General features: G+C 63.2%; 12 protein-coding genes and 1 pseudogene. 7 read left to right on the top strand and 6 right to left on the bottom strand.

Going from position 1 to position 14,310, the window contains the following annotated elements:
• Positions 1-16 precede the first annotated feature (16 nt).
• The 3 genes and pseudogenes from PST29_RS05175 to PST29_RS05165 all read left to right on the top strand — a co-directional run bounded on the left by PST29_RS05175 (position 17) and on the right by PST29_RS05165 (position 3,216).
• A complete protein-coding gene (locus tag PST29_RS05175; protein WP_047301872.1) occupies positions 17-673 on the top strand; it encodes an alginate O-acetyltransferase AlgF in 657 nt (218 codons plus the stop codon).
• 210 nt (positions 674-883) lie between these two features.
• A pseudogene (locus PST29_RS05170) lies at positions 884-2,334 on the top strand (mannose-1-phosphate guanylyltransferase/mannose-6-phosphate isomerase).
• 606 nt (positions 2,335-2,940) lie between these two features.
• Positions 2,941-3,216 carry a hypothetical protein gene (locus tag PST29_RS05165; protein ID WP_015634231.1) on the top strand — a complete coding sequence of 92 codons (276 nt, stop codon included), beginning with the start codon at positions 2,941-2,943 and terminating at the stop codon, positions 3,214-3,216.
• 224 nt (positions 3,217-3,440) lie between these two features.
• Here the strand turns inward: PST29_RS05165 and PST29_RS05160 are convergent, their stop codons facing one another.
• Genes PST29_RS05160 through trpB form a run of 3 tightly spaced genes read right to left on the bottom strand, consistent with a single transcriptional unit; the run spans position 3,441 to position 6,412 of the window.
• Positions 3,441-4,355, bottom strand: coding sequence for a DMT family transporter (locus PST29_RS05160; RefSeq protein WP_060842532.1), 915 nt, complete (start codon positions 4,353-4,355; stop codon positions 3,441-3,443).
• Positions 4,356-4,403: 48 nt separating this feature from the next.
• Entirely contained in the window at positions 4,404-5,219 is an 816-nt protein-coding gene (trpA, locus tag PST29_RS05155; protein ID WP_060842531.1) for a tryptophan synthase subunit alpha, read from the bottom strand.
• On the bottom strand, positions 5,216-6,412 hold the full coding sequence (gene trpB, locus PST29_RS05150; RefSeq protein WP_060842530.1) for a tryptophan synthase subunit beta: 1,197 nt from the start codon (positions 6,410-6,412) through the stop codon (positions 5,216-5,218). Before trpB ends, trpA begins: the two co-directional genes overlap by 4 nt.
• Before the next feature lie 239 nt (positions 6,413-6,651).
• Between trpB and PST29_RS05145 the strand changes: the two genes are divergently transcribed.
• The 4 genes from PST29_RS05145 (at position 6,652) to PST29_RS05130 (ending at position 10,479) form a co-directional block, all read left to right on the top strand.
• Positions 6,652-7,116 carry a hypothetical protein gene (locus PST29_RS05145; protein WP_060837626.1) on the top strand — a complete coding sequence of 155 codons (465 nt, stop codon included), beginning with the start codon at positions 6,652-6,654 and terminating at the stop codon, positions 7,114-7,116.
• Between the two features lie 36 nt (positions 7,117-7,152).
• Complete coding sequence (locus tag PST29_RS05140) at positions 7,153-7,977, top strand: SDR family oxidoreductase (RefSeq protein ID WP_060842529.1); 825 nt, start codon at positions 7,153-7,155, stop codon at positions 7,975-7,977.
• 176 nt (positions 7,978-8,153) lie between these two features.
• Positions 8,154-9,182 (top strand): sel1 repeat family protein, encoded by a 1,029-nt coding sequence (locus PST29_RS05135; RefSeq protein ID WP_232513202.1) that lies wholly within the window; start codon positions 8,154-8,156, stop codon positions 9,180-9,182.
• Between the two features lie 271 nt (positions 9,183-9,453).
• Positions 9,454-10,479, top strand: coding sequence for a sel1 repeat family protein (locus PST29_RS05130; RefSeq protein ID WP_232513201.1), 1,026 nt, complete (start codon positions 9,454-9,456; stop codon positions 10,477-10,479).
• Positions 10,480-11,032: 553 nt separating this feature from the next.
• Here PST29_RS05130 and PST29_RS05125 read toward each other — a convergent pair.
• Genes PST29_RS05125 through PST29_RS05115 form a run of 3 tightly spaced genes read right to left on the bottom strand, consistent with a single transcriptional unit; the run spans position 11,033 to position 14,301 of the window.
• Complete coding sequence (locus PST29_RS05125) at positions 11,033-11,893, bottom strand: efflux RND transporter periplasmic adaptor subunit (protein ID WP_060837623.1); 861 nt, start codon at positions 11,891-11,893, stop codon at positions 11,033-11,035.
• Between the two features lie 10 nt (positions 11,894-11,903).
• Positions 11,904-12,104 (bottom strand): DUF1656 domain-containing protein, encoded by a 201-nt coding sequence (locus PST29_RS05120; RefSeq protein ID WP_007930063.1) that lies wholly within the window; start codon positions 12,102-12,104, stop codon positions 11,904-11,906.
• Positions 12,094-14,301: an FUSC family protein gene (locus PST29_RS05115; protein ID WP_060837622.1), complete on the bottom strand. Its 2,208-nt coding sequence runs from the start codon at positions 14,299-14,301 to the stop codon at positions 12,094-12,096. The genes PST29_RS05120 and PST29_RS05115 overlap by 11 nt, the downstream gene beginning before the upstream one ends.
• Positions 14,302-14,310 lie beyond the last annotated feature (9 nt).

Genomic DNA, 14,310 nt, shown 5'->3' with positions numbered 1-14,310 from the left:
AAAAGAGGTAACACTCATGACTTTCATCACTACTCCTCGCCGTCTCGCCCAAGCAATCACCCTGGCTGCCGGCATGAGCGTCCTGTCCCTGTCCGCCTTCGCCGGTGGCGACGCCGCGCTGTACGGCCCCACCGCGCCCAAGGGCTCGACCTTCGTGCGCCTGTACAACGCCAGCAACAGCGAAGTCAGCGCCACGGTGGGCAGCACCAACGTCAACGACGTCGCGCCTCTGGCCAGCAGCGACTTCAGCTTCATGCCCGGCGGCGACTACACCGCCAAGGTGGGCAGCCAGAGCGTGCCGGTAAAACTGGCCGCCGATCACTATTACACCCTGGTCAACAACGCCAGCGGCCAGCCGCAACTGATCGAAGAACCGCCATTCAAGAACAAGCAGAAATCCCTGGTGCGGGTGCAGAACCTCAGCGACCAGGCCCTGACCCTGAAGACCGCCGACGGCAAGACCGACGTGGTCAAGGCGGTGGCCGCCAAAGGCCGCGGCGAGCGCGAAATCAACCCGGTGAAGGTCAGCTTCGCCCTGTATGACGGCGATAAAAAAGTCAGCGACCTCAAGCCCGTGGCCCTGGAGCGCGGCGAAGCGGCGGTGCTCTACGTCACCGGCAACGGCAGCAACCTGTCGCCGGTGTGGGTGAAACGCCCCGTCTCGACCCGCTAACGAATTTCCGGACGGCCGCCGCTCCCCCTGTGTAGGAGCTGGCTTGCCAGCGAAGGCGTCCTCAAGCCCGACACAAGGCTAACAGGCCCCTTCGCCGGCAAGCCGCTCCTGCAGGGGGCGAGCAAGGGCATCCGGGCACGCCACAAAAACAAGAGTGAAACGACAGAACGCAGTAGCTCTAACCCATACGATGTTTGAAGGAGTAACAACATGATTCCAGTGATCTTGTCAGGTGGTAGCGGCTCACGTCTTTGGCCGCTTTCGCGCAAGCAATTCCCCAAGCAATTCCTCGCCCTGACCGGCGAACACACCCTGTTCCAGCAAACCCTGGAGCGCCTGGTGTTCGAAGGCATGGACACCCCGATCGTGGTCTGCAACAAGGACCACCGCTTCATCGTCAACGAGCAACTGGCAGCCCGTAAGCTCGAATCCCAGCGCATCCTCATGGAGCCCTTCGGCCGCAACACCGCCCCGGCCGTGGCCCTGACCGCGATGATGCTGGTCAACGAAGGCCGTGACGAACTGATGCTGGTGCTGCCCGCCGACCACGTCCTGGACGACCAGAAAGCCCTGCAACGGGCCCTGGCCCTGGCCACCGTGGCCGCCGAGCGGGGCGAAATGGTGCTGTTCGGCGTGCCGGCGACCAAACCGGAAACCGGCTACGGCTACATCAAGTCCAGCAACGATGCGCTGCTGCCGGAGGGCATCAGCCGGGTCGCGCAGTTCGTCGAGAAGCCCGACGAAAAACGCGCCAACGAATTCGTCCAGGCTGGCGGCTACTTCTGGAACAGCGGCATGTTCCTGTTCCGCGCCAGCCGCTTCCTCGAAGAGCTGAAGAAACACGACCCGGACATCTACGACACCTGCCTGCTGCCCTGGAACGCAGCCAGCAGGACGCGGACACCGTAACCATCGACGAAGCCACCTTCGCCTGCTGCCCGGACAACTCCATCGACTACGCGGTGATGGAAAAGACCCAACGCGCCTGCGTGGTGCCACTGAGCGCCGGCTGGAGCGACGTCGGCTGCTGGTCGTCGCTGTGGGACGTGCATGAAAAGGACGCCAACGGCAACGTCAGCAAAGGCGATGTGGTGATCCAGGACAGCCACAACTGCATGATCCACGGCAACGGCAAGCTGGTGTCGGTGATCGGCCTGGACAACATCGTCGTCGTCGAAACCAAGGACGCCATGATGATTGCCCACAAGGACAAGGTCCAAGGGGTGAAACAGATGGTCAACACCCTCAACGAACAGGGCCGCAGCGAAACCCAGAACCACTGCGAAGTCTACCGCCCGTGGGGCTCCTACGACTCGGTGGACATGGGCGGGCGCTTCCAGGTCAAGCACATCTCGGTCAAGCCGGGGGCCTGCCTGTCGCTGCAGATGCACCACCACCGCGCCGAACACTGGATCGTGGTCAGCGGCACCGCCGAAGTCACCTGTGACGAGAACGTGTTCCTGCTCACCGAGAACCAGTCCACCTACATCCCCATCGCCTCGGTGCACCGCCTGCGCAACCCGGGCAAGATCCCGCTGGAGATCATCGAAGTGCAATCGGGCAGTTATTTGGGCGAGGACGATATCGAGCGGTTTGAAGATATCTACGGACGCTCGACGCCGGTGGAACGTGGCGTTTCGGTGAAAACTATCGCTCAGTAACAGCGGCAAGTAGAAGCAGCCGTAAGCTTCAAGCGCCAAGCTGCAAGTAAAAGCAGGGAGTCGTGCTAGCAAAACCTTTGTGCTCCCCCTTTCCAGGTGCCTGCGTCCCCTATCCGCAGGCGCTTGGACAGGGGGATTTTTGTAGCCGCTGCCGCAGGCTGCGAAAAGGGCCGAAGGACCTTCAGCGATCTCAAGCCCCTTGCGCCCGCTGCGCGGTCGTTCGCAGCCTGCGGCAGCGGCTACAAGAAACAGCGATCAGTAGAGGCAGCCGTAAGCTTCAAGCGGCAAGCTGCAAGTAAAAGCAGGGAGTCGTGCTAGCAAGACCTTTGTGCTCCCCCTTTCCAGGTGCCGGCGTCCCCTATCCGCAGGCGCTTGGACAGGGGGATTTTTTTAGAAGCAGTAGCAAGGGGCAAGCTTTAAGCGACAAGCCAGATCAACAGCCATCTGTGGATACAAAAGGTCGTTTAAGGCTACACATCTCGGGTTGACCACCCTCTCACTGCTCCCTATCCTCGCGCCTGTCACGACTCATTCGTGATCGAGGTTGACGGCTCGGTTGTTTTCTCAGGAACGCAGTTTTCCAGCACTGTTTTTTTGGAGCACACCATGACCGACCGTATCGCACTAACCAGCAACGAATCCTCCACTCCGACCCTGTTTATCGACACCCGCGCGCCTTTGGACGAACTGCATGCCAGCGCCGCCTACCGCATCCTCGCGGTGACTCAACTGATGGAAAGCATCGTGCACATGGACAGCCGCCACGCCGATGCCACCGACCTGACACAGATCGCCCACGCCAGCGCCATTCTGTTGCGCGATGGTTGTGATCTGCTGGATGTGTTGGGTCGGCGGATTCGTGGCAGTCAGTACCTGAACTAAAACGCCCCGTGATCGTTCCCCTTCAAACGTGGGGGGAACGATCGGCGTAGTTGTAAAACCACACAGAAGATAGATCCCGGAAGAAATCATTTCGGATTAAGTGTGTCAAAGGCTTTTAACCAGGCCATCGATCATTGCTGCGTTCATATCAAGTGCTCCCTGGCCCAAAGGTCACTGCAGATTCTAAGCACGTGATTTTTCGTTCAATTCAAACACTATCTCCTCTACTTCCATTTTGGCGTTGTATTTAAAAACCGCCCTGTTGCGCGCGCCACAGGGCTTGCTGCCCTCAGGATGAGGATGGTCGCCAGAATAATCATCGCACCGCCCGCGATGACGCCGAATGTCAGCGTCTCTCCCAGGAAGAGAATGCCCCAGGCAATGCCGAATAGTGGCGTGAGAAAGGCCACCATCATGGCCCGGGGCGGGCCGATGTCGCGCACAAGTCGGAAATACAGCACAAAGCCCAGCGCGCTGCTCAGCAGACCCATCGCAAGCACGTTGAGCACGATAGTCATATCCACAGGCCCCTGAGGTGGCGCCGCCAGCCAGAATGGCAGCAGCGCCAGTGCAGCAAAGAGCTGGGCGCAGCCTGCCGAGCCCAGCGGGTTCAGATGGGATGCATTGCGCTTGATGTAGATGCCGGCGCCCGCATAGGAGGCTGCGGCCAGCAGGCACGCCAAGATGGCCGAGACGAAGGTGCCCGATGCCGCTGCCGGCATGCTGACACCGGTGATTGTAGCCACACCGGCGATGCCAAGCACCAAGCCGATGCCTTTGGTGGGCGTCATGGAATCACCCAGCCACAGGATGGCGAACAACATGCCAAACAGCGGCGTGGTGGCGTTGATGATCGCCGAGTAGGACGCCGGAATGTACTGCGCGGCATACGAGAACATCAAAAACGGCAGGCCGACGTTGAAGGTTCCTATCACCGCGTACTGCCGCCAGTGCATGCGCCAGCCGGGATTGAAGCGGATAAGGGCAAAGTACAGCAGCAGCGCGCCGCCACCGACGGCCACGCGCAGGTCGGTGGTGACCACCGGCCCCAGCACGGGGGCGAGCACCCGCATGAAAATGAAGGACGCTCCCCACACAGCGCTCAGCACCAACAGCCTAGCCCAGTCTTCACTCCGCATCTTTGCCTCCCCGTCTCGCACCCGTTGCGATGCAGCTTCTTTATCGCCCTAGACAACGCCTGGAACGCTGTCGTGCAACTTGGCCTCTCGAACCCGGCCGATGAACTCCCGAATGAAGGACTCTACCGTTGCCAAGTCCGACAAGTGGCGCTCAATACTCAGGCTGAACAGGCTGCCGACGATGACGCCCTGCGCACCGCTGTGCCAGAAGCTGCGAACCTGCTCAACCTTGCTGATGCCGAAGCCGACCACGATGGGTTGGCTCGACGCCTGGCTCAAACGCTCAATACGCTCGGTGGAGTCCTGCTCGAAGTGTTCGCTGGTGCCTGTGGTGCCAAAGCGGCTGATGACGTAGGTGAACGCCGAAGACTGGGCGAGCAAGAACTTCGCCCGTTCGAGCGGGGTGTTCGGGGCGACCATCTGAATGCTGCCCAGGCCATGGGCAGACAACTGTGCCATGTGCGCCTTGCTTTCCTCAAACGGCAGATCTGAGCAGACAACTGCGTCGATCCCTACCTCGGCCAACTCGCGGTACGCATCATGTCCACGCATGTACAGCAGGTTGTAGTAGAGCAGAAGTCCAATGGGTAATTCCGGGTACCGGCTGCGTATGCGGCGCAGCAAATCCAGGCAGGTCGCGTAGGTGGTGCCGGCGTCCAGCGCACGGCGCATGGACCGCTGATTGACCGGACCATCGGTGATCGGGTCGGAAAACGGAAACCCCAATTCGACGGCATCGGCCCCGGCATCCACGGCGGCGCAGATCAGATTGAAGCTGTCCTGCGGATTGGGATCACCCAAGGTGAAGAAAGGGATGAAGGCGCGGCACTGGGGCCGGGCAAAAAGTCGGTTGAAGCGGTTCATTGGGCCAGCCCCCTGATCTTCCAGTATTCGTCCAGATCCTTGTCTCCGCGCCCAGACAGGCAGACCAGCAAGTTGCTGTCCTCGGGGAAATCGCTGCTGGTCTTGATGGCCAGCGCCAAGGCATGCGCCGATTCGAAAGCAGGAATGATGCCCTCAAGGAGACATAGCCTCTCAAAGGCACTGAGTGCCTCTTCGTCGCTGATGGCTGCATAGCGGGCTCTGCCAGACTCCTGGAGTGCGACCAACTCGGGGCCGACACCTGGATAATCCAGACCCGCAGCAACAGAATGCGTGCCCGCAATCTGGCCTTCTTTGTTCTGCAGGAACAGCGATTGCATGCCATGGAACACGCCGATGGTTCCTTGGGTCAATGTAGCGGCGTGTCGCGCCGAGCCGTCTGCCAGGCCGGCTGGTTCTGCGCCGTACAAGGCAACTCCCGGGGAGCTCTCAAATCCAGAGAACAACCCCACGGCATTGCTTCCACCACCAATGCAGGCATAGACCGCTGCAGGCGGCCTGCCGGTCTGCTCAAGAATCTGCCAGCGAGACTCGGTCCCGATGACCGACTGAAAATACTTAATCATCGAGGGGTAGGGATAGGGCCCTGCCGCAGTCCCAAAGCAGTGGTAGGTACTGCCGACATTGGTGATCCAGTCCCGCATGGCTTCGTTAATGGCGTCTTTCAAGGTGGCCTGGCCAGCGTCAACAGGATGAACCGTTGCACCGAACAGCTCCATGCGCTTGACGTTCTGCTGCTGGCGTTCGATATCGACGGCTCCCATGTACACCTCGACCGGCAGGCCCAGGGCTGCGCCCGTCATCGCAGTAGCTACGCCGTGCTGGCCGGCACCGGTTTCGGCGATAATGCGTGTCTTTCCCATGCGCTTGGCGAGCAGCAACTGACCTAAAGTGCTGTTTGTCTTGTGGGCCCCGCCATGCAGGAGATCCTCACGCTTGAGGTAAATGTTTCGGCCAAGCTGTTTTGAAAGGCGCCTGGCATGGGTCAGCGGCGTTTCCCGCCCCGCGAAATCGCGCATCAGCGTCTCCAGTTCGGTGACGAACTCGGGATCACGTCGCGCTTCGTCGAAAGCCTTCTCGACTTCTTCGAGCACACTCACCAGACTTTCGGAGACATAGCTGCCCCCGAATTCTCCGGCACCGAATTTCCTGACGAGCTCCACCTCTGCGAACATTGGCATCTCCTTGAGTCGGGCCTGCAATCTGCTATTGACGTACGTGGGATGTGTCAGTCCATTCTGGAGCGCGCCGTTGTATCCTGGCAGCGGGATCGGTCTGAAAAATTACGCGGAACTCTCCTGTTTAGTGACATCAAAACCAGACCTGTGGATAACGTCACAACAGCCCTCCTCCATCGCCAACCCCACCTACGCTTAGGTAGGATGTCCCCCTCCTTTTCCCCGAGGCTCGCGTCATGTTCATCGGCGTTCTGCTGGTCGTCACCTGGCTGATCCTGCTTCTGCGCTATCCCGCCAAGGCCCTTCCCGTGTCCCTGGCCGCTGCGTTCGGCCTGGCCCTGGTGGCCTGCTGGGTGGTCTGGCTGGACAACCGCGAAGCCCAGCAACTGGCGCGCCTGGAGCTGCGCCTGAGCTACGCGCCGGACCACTGCCCCGCCGACCGGCCGCTGCAGGTCAAGCTCAACAACGGCAACAAGGTGCCCCTGGTGGAACTGCGCTGGCGGGTCGCCGCCTATGCCCCGGGGGATACCGTCAACCTCGCCGACAACCAGTACAGCGCCCCGCGCTACCGTGGCCCCGGCGAGTTGCAGGCCGGCGCCAACTGGCAGGACTGCCTGCCGCTGCCACCGCTGCGCCCCGGCTATCGCCCGCAAACCCTGGAGTTTCGCGCCGAGCGTCTACAGGGTAGTTTCTCCGACTGATTCGCCCCTCCCCTCACCCAGCACAAGGACCGCGCCATGCCCGTAGCGTTGATCACCGGTTGTTCCAGCGGCATCGGCCGCGCCCTGGCAGATGCCTTCAAGGGCGCCGGTTTCACCGTGCTCGCCACCGCTCGCAAGGCCGAGGACGTGAACACCCTACAAGCCGCCGGTTTCAAGGCCGTGCAACTGGACGTGAATGACGCCCCGGCCCTAAGCGCCCTGGGCGAGGAGATCAACCAGCAATACGGCGGCCTGGATGTGCTGATCAACAACGCCGGCTACGGCGCCATGGGCCCGCTGCTGGATGGCGGTGTGCAAGCCATGCAGCGCCAGTTTGAAACCAACGTGTTTTCGGTGGTCGGGGTGACCCGGGCGATGTTCCCGGTGCTGCGCCGCAGCCGTGGCCTGGTGGTGAATATCGGCAGTGTGTCCGGGGTGCTGGTGACGCCGTTTGCCGGCGCCTACTGCGCCTCGAAGGCCGCGGTGCATGCCTTGAGCGACGCCCTGCGCATGGAGCTGTCGCCGTTCGGCATCCGGGTCATGGAAGTGCAGCCCGGGGCCATTGCCTCCAGTTTCGCCAAGAACGCCGGGCATGAAGCCGAACAGCTGCTCAACGAACAATCGCCCTGGTGGCCCCTGCGCGAGGGCATCCGCGCCCGCGCCAAGGCCTCCCAGGACAAGCCGACCCCGGCCAGCGAATTTGCCGCCGGCTTGCTCAAGGCCGTGCAGCAGGACAACCCGCCGCGCCTGGTGCGCCTGGGCAATGGCAGCCGCGCCCTGCCGCTGCTGGCCAACCTGCTGCCCAAGGGTTTGCTGGAGAAGGGACTGATGAAGCGGTTTGGCTTGAACGCCAAGCTCTGAGCACCCCACGCAGGGCATCCGTTGCATGACACCGTTGTATGCCGCGCCGATGCCCATAGAATGCCCGCACTCAAATTCCAGGGAAGCGGCACCTCAGGCACGCAACGGCTGCACCCCGCCTCTGCTCATGCCCTCTGGCGTCCTGCCTTTTACGATTGAACCTCAGGGACTCTCCATTGATATCTCGCAGCCTGCTGCCCTTGGCCATCCTCACTCTGCTGCTGGGCTGCAATGCCTCGTCACCGGACGAAAAACTCAATGCCACCCTGCCGGACCTGAGCCTGGAACAGATCCTGCCCAAGGTCGAGGCCAACCCGTACTGCTCACCGGAGATGGACAGCGAACGGCTGGTCGGCCTCGGCATCCGACTGATCAATGAGGACGAGGTGCGGCATGGCGCAAGCCGTACCCTGCTGGCAAGCCAGGCCATACAGATGGCCCGCGCCTGCCTGATCATGGCCGCCCCCCACAACACCATGAGCCTGTGCATCCTGGGCGGGATTGTCGGCTCCCGGCAGAAGGACTATGACAAAAGCGAAGCCTTCAACTACATCGCCTACGCCGCCCAGCACAATGAATCCTGCGCGGAAGCGGGCCTGTACCACATCTATAACGTCGGCAAGCTGGACCAGCCCCCGAACAAGGCATTGGCCATGGCCTGGCTGGAACGCGCCGCTCGGCACGGCGACCAGGACTCGCAACAGGAGATGGTGCGCCGCAACGAACAGGACAATTTGCCGCTGGCCTACGCCTGGGCGCGAACCCTGGATGACGCCCAAACGCTCGCAGCGCTGAAACGCAAGATGAGCCCTCAGCAGTTGGCCGAAGGCGAGCAGCATTACACCCGGTTGCTCGGTCAACTCACGCCGAAACAGAAGATTGAGCAGGCGCTGCGCCAGGACCTCATCGCCCTGGGCACAGGGGATCTGTACTTCAGCTACCCGGAAGTATTCGCGGGCATGTCGCCTGAGCAACGGCATGCGTTCGTCGCCCAGTTGGTGGACATGCAGGACCGCCACCCGAAGTTCCACACCCGCGGCCAACTGGTGGCCTACGCCTTGATTTCCCGCCTGGTGCAAAGCACCGGCCCGGCCGTGGACCTGTGGCAAGACCCGGCGCTGCAGGCCGTGCTGGAGGACGATGACCTGAGCGTGGAAGACAGCGTAGCCAAGGCCAAAATCATTCTGGCCAAGCGCAAGTCATAACGGGAGCGGCGGCGCTAGCGCTGTTGAAGCCGTCGCCGAGGTGTCATCCGCTCAAGGCCTCAGGGCCCCTTGCCGCGGTCAACCAGATGCCGCGGTTTGGGTTGTACGCCCTCTCAAACCCCGTAGAATGCGCGACCTTGAGCCCTTAGGGCTCATGCAGCATGGAATCGCTGGCGTCGCCCCCAAAGCACGGAATGGCTAACGCTCCTCCTTCCCCCGTCCCAGCCTGATTTCATGCGTGCTTTTTCATTCGCCGATCAGGGAATACCCATTGAAATTGTTCAACGCGCTGCCACTGGCCTTGGCTGTCTTGCTGGCGGCCTGCGCCTCCACGGCTCCGGAAAACACCGAACCGAAAGTCCCCGAACTGAATGACACCCTGCCCAAGCTGACGCTGGACAGTGTCTTGCCCAAGGTCAGCGCCAACGAGTACTGCAACCCGGCCATGGAGGCCGATCTGCTGTACGGCATCGGTTACAAGCTGAACGAGATCGAGGACTACAAGAACGCCAAGGGCTGCTTCGCCATGGCCGCGCCGCACTACACCCGGGCCTTCTGCTTCCTGTCCACCACCACTGACCAGGAAACCGACAAGCCCAAGGCCGAGCGCGACCGCGAGTCCTTCAACTACATCGCCTACTCCGCCTCGCAGAACGATTGGTGCGCCGAGTACGGCATGTACGCCACCTACTGGTTCGGCGACAAGGACATCCCCAAGGACCGAGACCTGGCCCTGCGCTGGCTGGAACGCTCGGCGCTGCACGGCAACCCGGAGCCGCAGCAGAACCTGGCCGACGCCGCCGAAGAGTCCGGCGATCTGGTGAAGGCCTACGCCTGGCTGAAGGTTATCGACAACACCGAAGACACCAGCCAGCTGGATGCCCTGAAAGGCAAGATGAGCCCGGAGCAGTTGGCCGAAGGCGAACAGCGCTTTGCCGACCTCAAGAAGCGCGTGACCAGCAAACAGGTGATGTACGACGAAGCACGAGATGAGGAGGTAGCGATTTTCTCCGCCGAGATCCACTTCGATCTCCCCGACCTGTTCCAGGGCATGACCACGGCCGAGCGCCAGGCCTTTGTCAAAGCGGCCATCGCCAAGGCCCGGGACAGCGGCCAGTTCAAGCTGCATTACGCGGTAACCCAGTATGTCATCGTCTCGCGGCTGGCCCAGCAGCGTTACCCCGGTGTCGACGTGCTGCAGAACCCGAAGCTGGTGGCCGCGATCAACCACGTCAACGATGGCCTACAAGCCACGGCGAAGAAGTCCCTGGCGATCATGCAGAAAACCTACAAATAACCGCCCCCCCCCCACTGTCGTAGGAGCCGGCTTGCCGGCGAAAGGGCCCGCAAGCCTTGCAGCGCCTGGGCCGACGCCTTCGCTGGCAAGCCAGCTCCTACAGCCGTCAGGTGCACCGCGCAGCTCTCCGTAGGAGCCGGCTTGCCGGCGAAGGGGCCCGCGAGCCTTGCACCGCCTGTGACGACGCCTTCGCTGGCAAGCCAGCTCCTACAGCAGTCAGGTGCACCGCGCAGTTCTCCGTAGGAGCCGGCTTGCCGGCGAAGGGGCCCGCAAGCCTTGCACCGCCTGGGCCGACGCCTTCGCTGGCAAGCCAGTTTCTACAGCCGTCAGGTGCACCGCGCAGTTCCCCGTAGGAGCCGGCTTGCCGGCGAAGGGGCCCGCAAGCCTTGCAGCGCCTGGACCGACGCCTTCGCTGGCAAGCCAGCGCCTACAGCAGTCAGGTGCACCGCGCAGTTCCCCGTAGGAGCCGGCTTGCCGGCGAAGGGGCCCGCGAGCCTTGCACCGCCTGTGACGACGCTTTCGCTGGCAAGCCAGCGCCTACAACCGCCGGCGGCTACAGAGGCTCGGGGTTGACGATGACGGTGCAGGTGATGCCGGCGGCCAGCAGCACGCCGTCCGGCACTTCGTCGATGTGGATGCGCACCGGCACACGCTGGGCCAGGCGCACCCAGTTGAAGGTCGGGTTGACGTCGGCGATCAGTTCGCGGCTCTCCGGGTTATCACGGTCGTAGATGCCGCGGGAAATGCTTTCCACATGCCCCTTGAGCACTTCGCCGCTCATCAGTTGCATGTCCGCCTTATCCCCCACGCGCACGTGGGGCAGCTTGGTTTCCTCGAAGAAGCCGTAGACCCAGAACGAGTTCATGTCGACCACCGCCATCTTCGCTTCGCCGATGCGCGCGTAGTCGCCGCGGTGCACGTTGAGGTTGGTGACGTAGCCGTCCACCGCCGCCCGCACCTGGGTGCGTTTGAGGTTGAGTTCCGCCGCTTCCAGCTGGGCCTGGGCGTGCTGGTAATCGGCCAGGGCCGAGTCGGCGATGTTGCCGGCGTCGTCGCGGTTTTCCTTGGAGATCACCAGGTTGTCCATGTCGGCGCGGCGCTTGGCGTTGACCTTGCGCATCTCCCAGGTGGCCTTTTTCGAGGCCACCAGCGATTGCGCCTGCTTGACCGCGATCTGGTAGTGCTCGGGGTCGATCTGCATCAGCAGATCGCCCTTGTGCACCAGCTGGTTGTCCTTGACCGGCACGTCCACCACTTCACCGGTGACGTCGGCGGCGACGTTGATGATGTCTGCGCGCACCCGGCCGTCACGGGTCCAGGGGGTGTACATGTAGTGCTCCCACAGGGTGCGGCCGATCCACAGGGCCAGGGCCAGCACGAGCAGGGTGGCGAGCAGGCTGAAAAACTTTTTCATTGCGGGGGTCTCAACGGTAGACAGTGAGCGCCATGGCGCCGAACAGACAGCAGAACAGGCTCAGGCGCAGCAGCGCCGGGTGCCAGAAGAAGCGATACAGGTCATAGCCGGAAATGAACCGGTCCAAGGCCCAGGCCAGGGCCGCGGCGATGAAGAACATCAGGGTCATGGTGGGCATGTAAACGCCGTGGAAGGCGATTTCACGAGGCATGGTCAAGTCCTTGGGGGGCAGGCGCCGTTGGCTTGGCCACGGCATAGGCCGCCAGCGGCGATTGCGGGTCGAGCAGTGAAGTGCGGATGAAGTGCAGGTAGCTCTTGACCCGGCGCAGGGCCGAGGTGTCGAAGTGCGGGGCAAAGGGCTCGTCGGTGGCCTGGACCCGGCTGATGGCGTGGTCCACGGCGATCAGCCCGCGTTCCAGGTTGCTCTGGCTCGGTTGCAGGAACAGTCGCACCAGGGAGCGGCCCATGACCCGGATCGCCTGGCGCCACGGCTGGGATTCGGCATAGGCCGGGTGCACCGGGAGGATCGCCTGCTCCTTGCGCAGCTCGATGATGGCGTGGCCGACTTCCAGCACCACGAACATCCAGCGCAGCAGCTCGCTCTGCACCTTGGGCTGGCCCACCGCCAGGCCATAGGCCTGGTGCAGCAGGTCGCGGGTGCGGCTTTCGAAGCTCGACGCCAGGCCCTTGAGCTTGCCGCTGATGGCGTAAACCACTTGGCCGCGCAGGTCCTGCTCCAGGCGCCGCCACAGCCAGCGGCTGTTGGGCGGCAGGATGATCGCCCCGGCCGCGGCGCAAACCAGCATGCCCATGACCATGGCGATGTAGTCGTTGATGAAGGTGTAGGGGTTGTAGACCGTCAGGTTGTCCGGCACCGAGCCGGTGCTGAAGAAGATCAGCAGGCCCAGGCCGACCCCGGCGTACTTGGGCCGCGAGGCGAGGAACGAACCGAGCACGATCACCGGCGCCAGCATCAGGCACAGCAGCGGGAAGCCGTCGATCCAGGGGAACACGAAGAACATTTCGACGAAGCCCACCAGGGCGCCGATAAAGGTCCCGCAGGCCATCTGGAAGGCCATGCGCTTGGGGTTCGGCGTGGCGGCGGACAGGCCGATGGTGGCGGCGGCGATCAGGGTCATGGTGGCGCCGCTGGGCCAGGCGGTGGCCACCCAGTAGCTGCCCAGCACCAGCAGCACGAAGGCCGCGCGAATGCCCGAAGCGGCACTGGCCAGCCAGTTGGTCTGCGGGGTGTAGGGCTCGTCCCAGCGCTCGCGTTCGTGGCTGTGGTCGGCCAGGGACGCGTGGGTCTGGGCGTAGCTGTGCATCTCGTCGACGAAGCGGTACAGCAGCTCGTAGGCGGTGTGGAAATCCAGCTGCTCGGCGTCGCTCGGGCCGCTCTCCTGGAAGGCCGCGCGCAGGCTGCGCACCCGCGCCGGCAGCTCGCTCTTGTAGGCCGCCAGGGCCGTGGCCAGGCGCGCCGCGTCGGGGCTGGTGAGGGCCCGACCGGAGAAACCGTCCAGCAGTTCCGCCAGGTCCTGCAGGCCCGGCTTGATCGCCGCCACCACATGGTCGGCGCCGCTGCTGCGCAGGCGTTCGAGCAACTGGTGCAGGGCGTTGAAGCGCGTGGTGATGCCCATGAACTCGCTGTTCAGGCGGCTCAGGCGGCCGTTGCGCCGACGCATGTGCGGGTCTTCGAACACGGTGACGCTGCGCAGCCCTTCCAGGCCCACGGCCTCGGCAATGAAACGCACATTGCTGCTTTCAAAACTGTCGCGCTGGCTGCGCCCGCGCAGGCCGTCGGTGACGAACAGGGCGAACACCCCGAAGCGCTGGTACAGGGCGTTGCGCATCGCAGCGCTGGCGGTCTGCGGCAGGATCGCGGCGCTGACCAGGGTCGAGCAGAGAATCCCCAGGGAGATCTCCAGCACCCGCCACACCGCCGCCATGAAGGCGCCTTCCGGATGGGCCAGGGCCGGTAGGCCGACCATGGCCGCGGTGTAGCCGGCGAGGACGAAACCGTAGGCGCGGAAGTTGCGGCAGCGCGCGGCACCGGCCGAGCAGATGCCGACCCAGATCGCCAGCGAGCCGAGGAACAGCTCGGTGTTCTGGGCGAACAGGGCAATCAGCGCCACCATCACCGCCGAGCCGGTCAGGGTGCCGAGAAAGCGGTAGAAGCTCTTGGCGAACACCTGGCCGCTCTGCGGCTGCATGACGATGAACACGGTGATCATCGCCGTGCGCGGTTGCGGCAACTCCAGGCGCATGGCCAGCCACAGGGTGAGGAACGCGGCGGCCAGCACCTTGAAGATGTAGACCCAGGTCACGCCGTCGCTGCGTGCCCAGTCGAAGAAACCCCGGCGCCATTCAAGGGAGTACAGCCAGCGCAAAGGGGCGGGCAAGGAAGTCATGAGGGCCTG

It is taken from the genome of Pseudomonas sp. St29, from assembly GCF_001547915.1.
Lineage (GTDB): Bacteria > Pseudomonadota > Gammaproteobacteria > Pseudomonadales > Pseudomonadaceae > Aquipseudomonas.
This window is presented reverse-complemented; position numbering and strand designations above follow the sequence as displayed.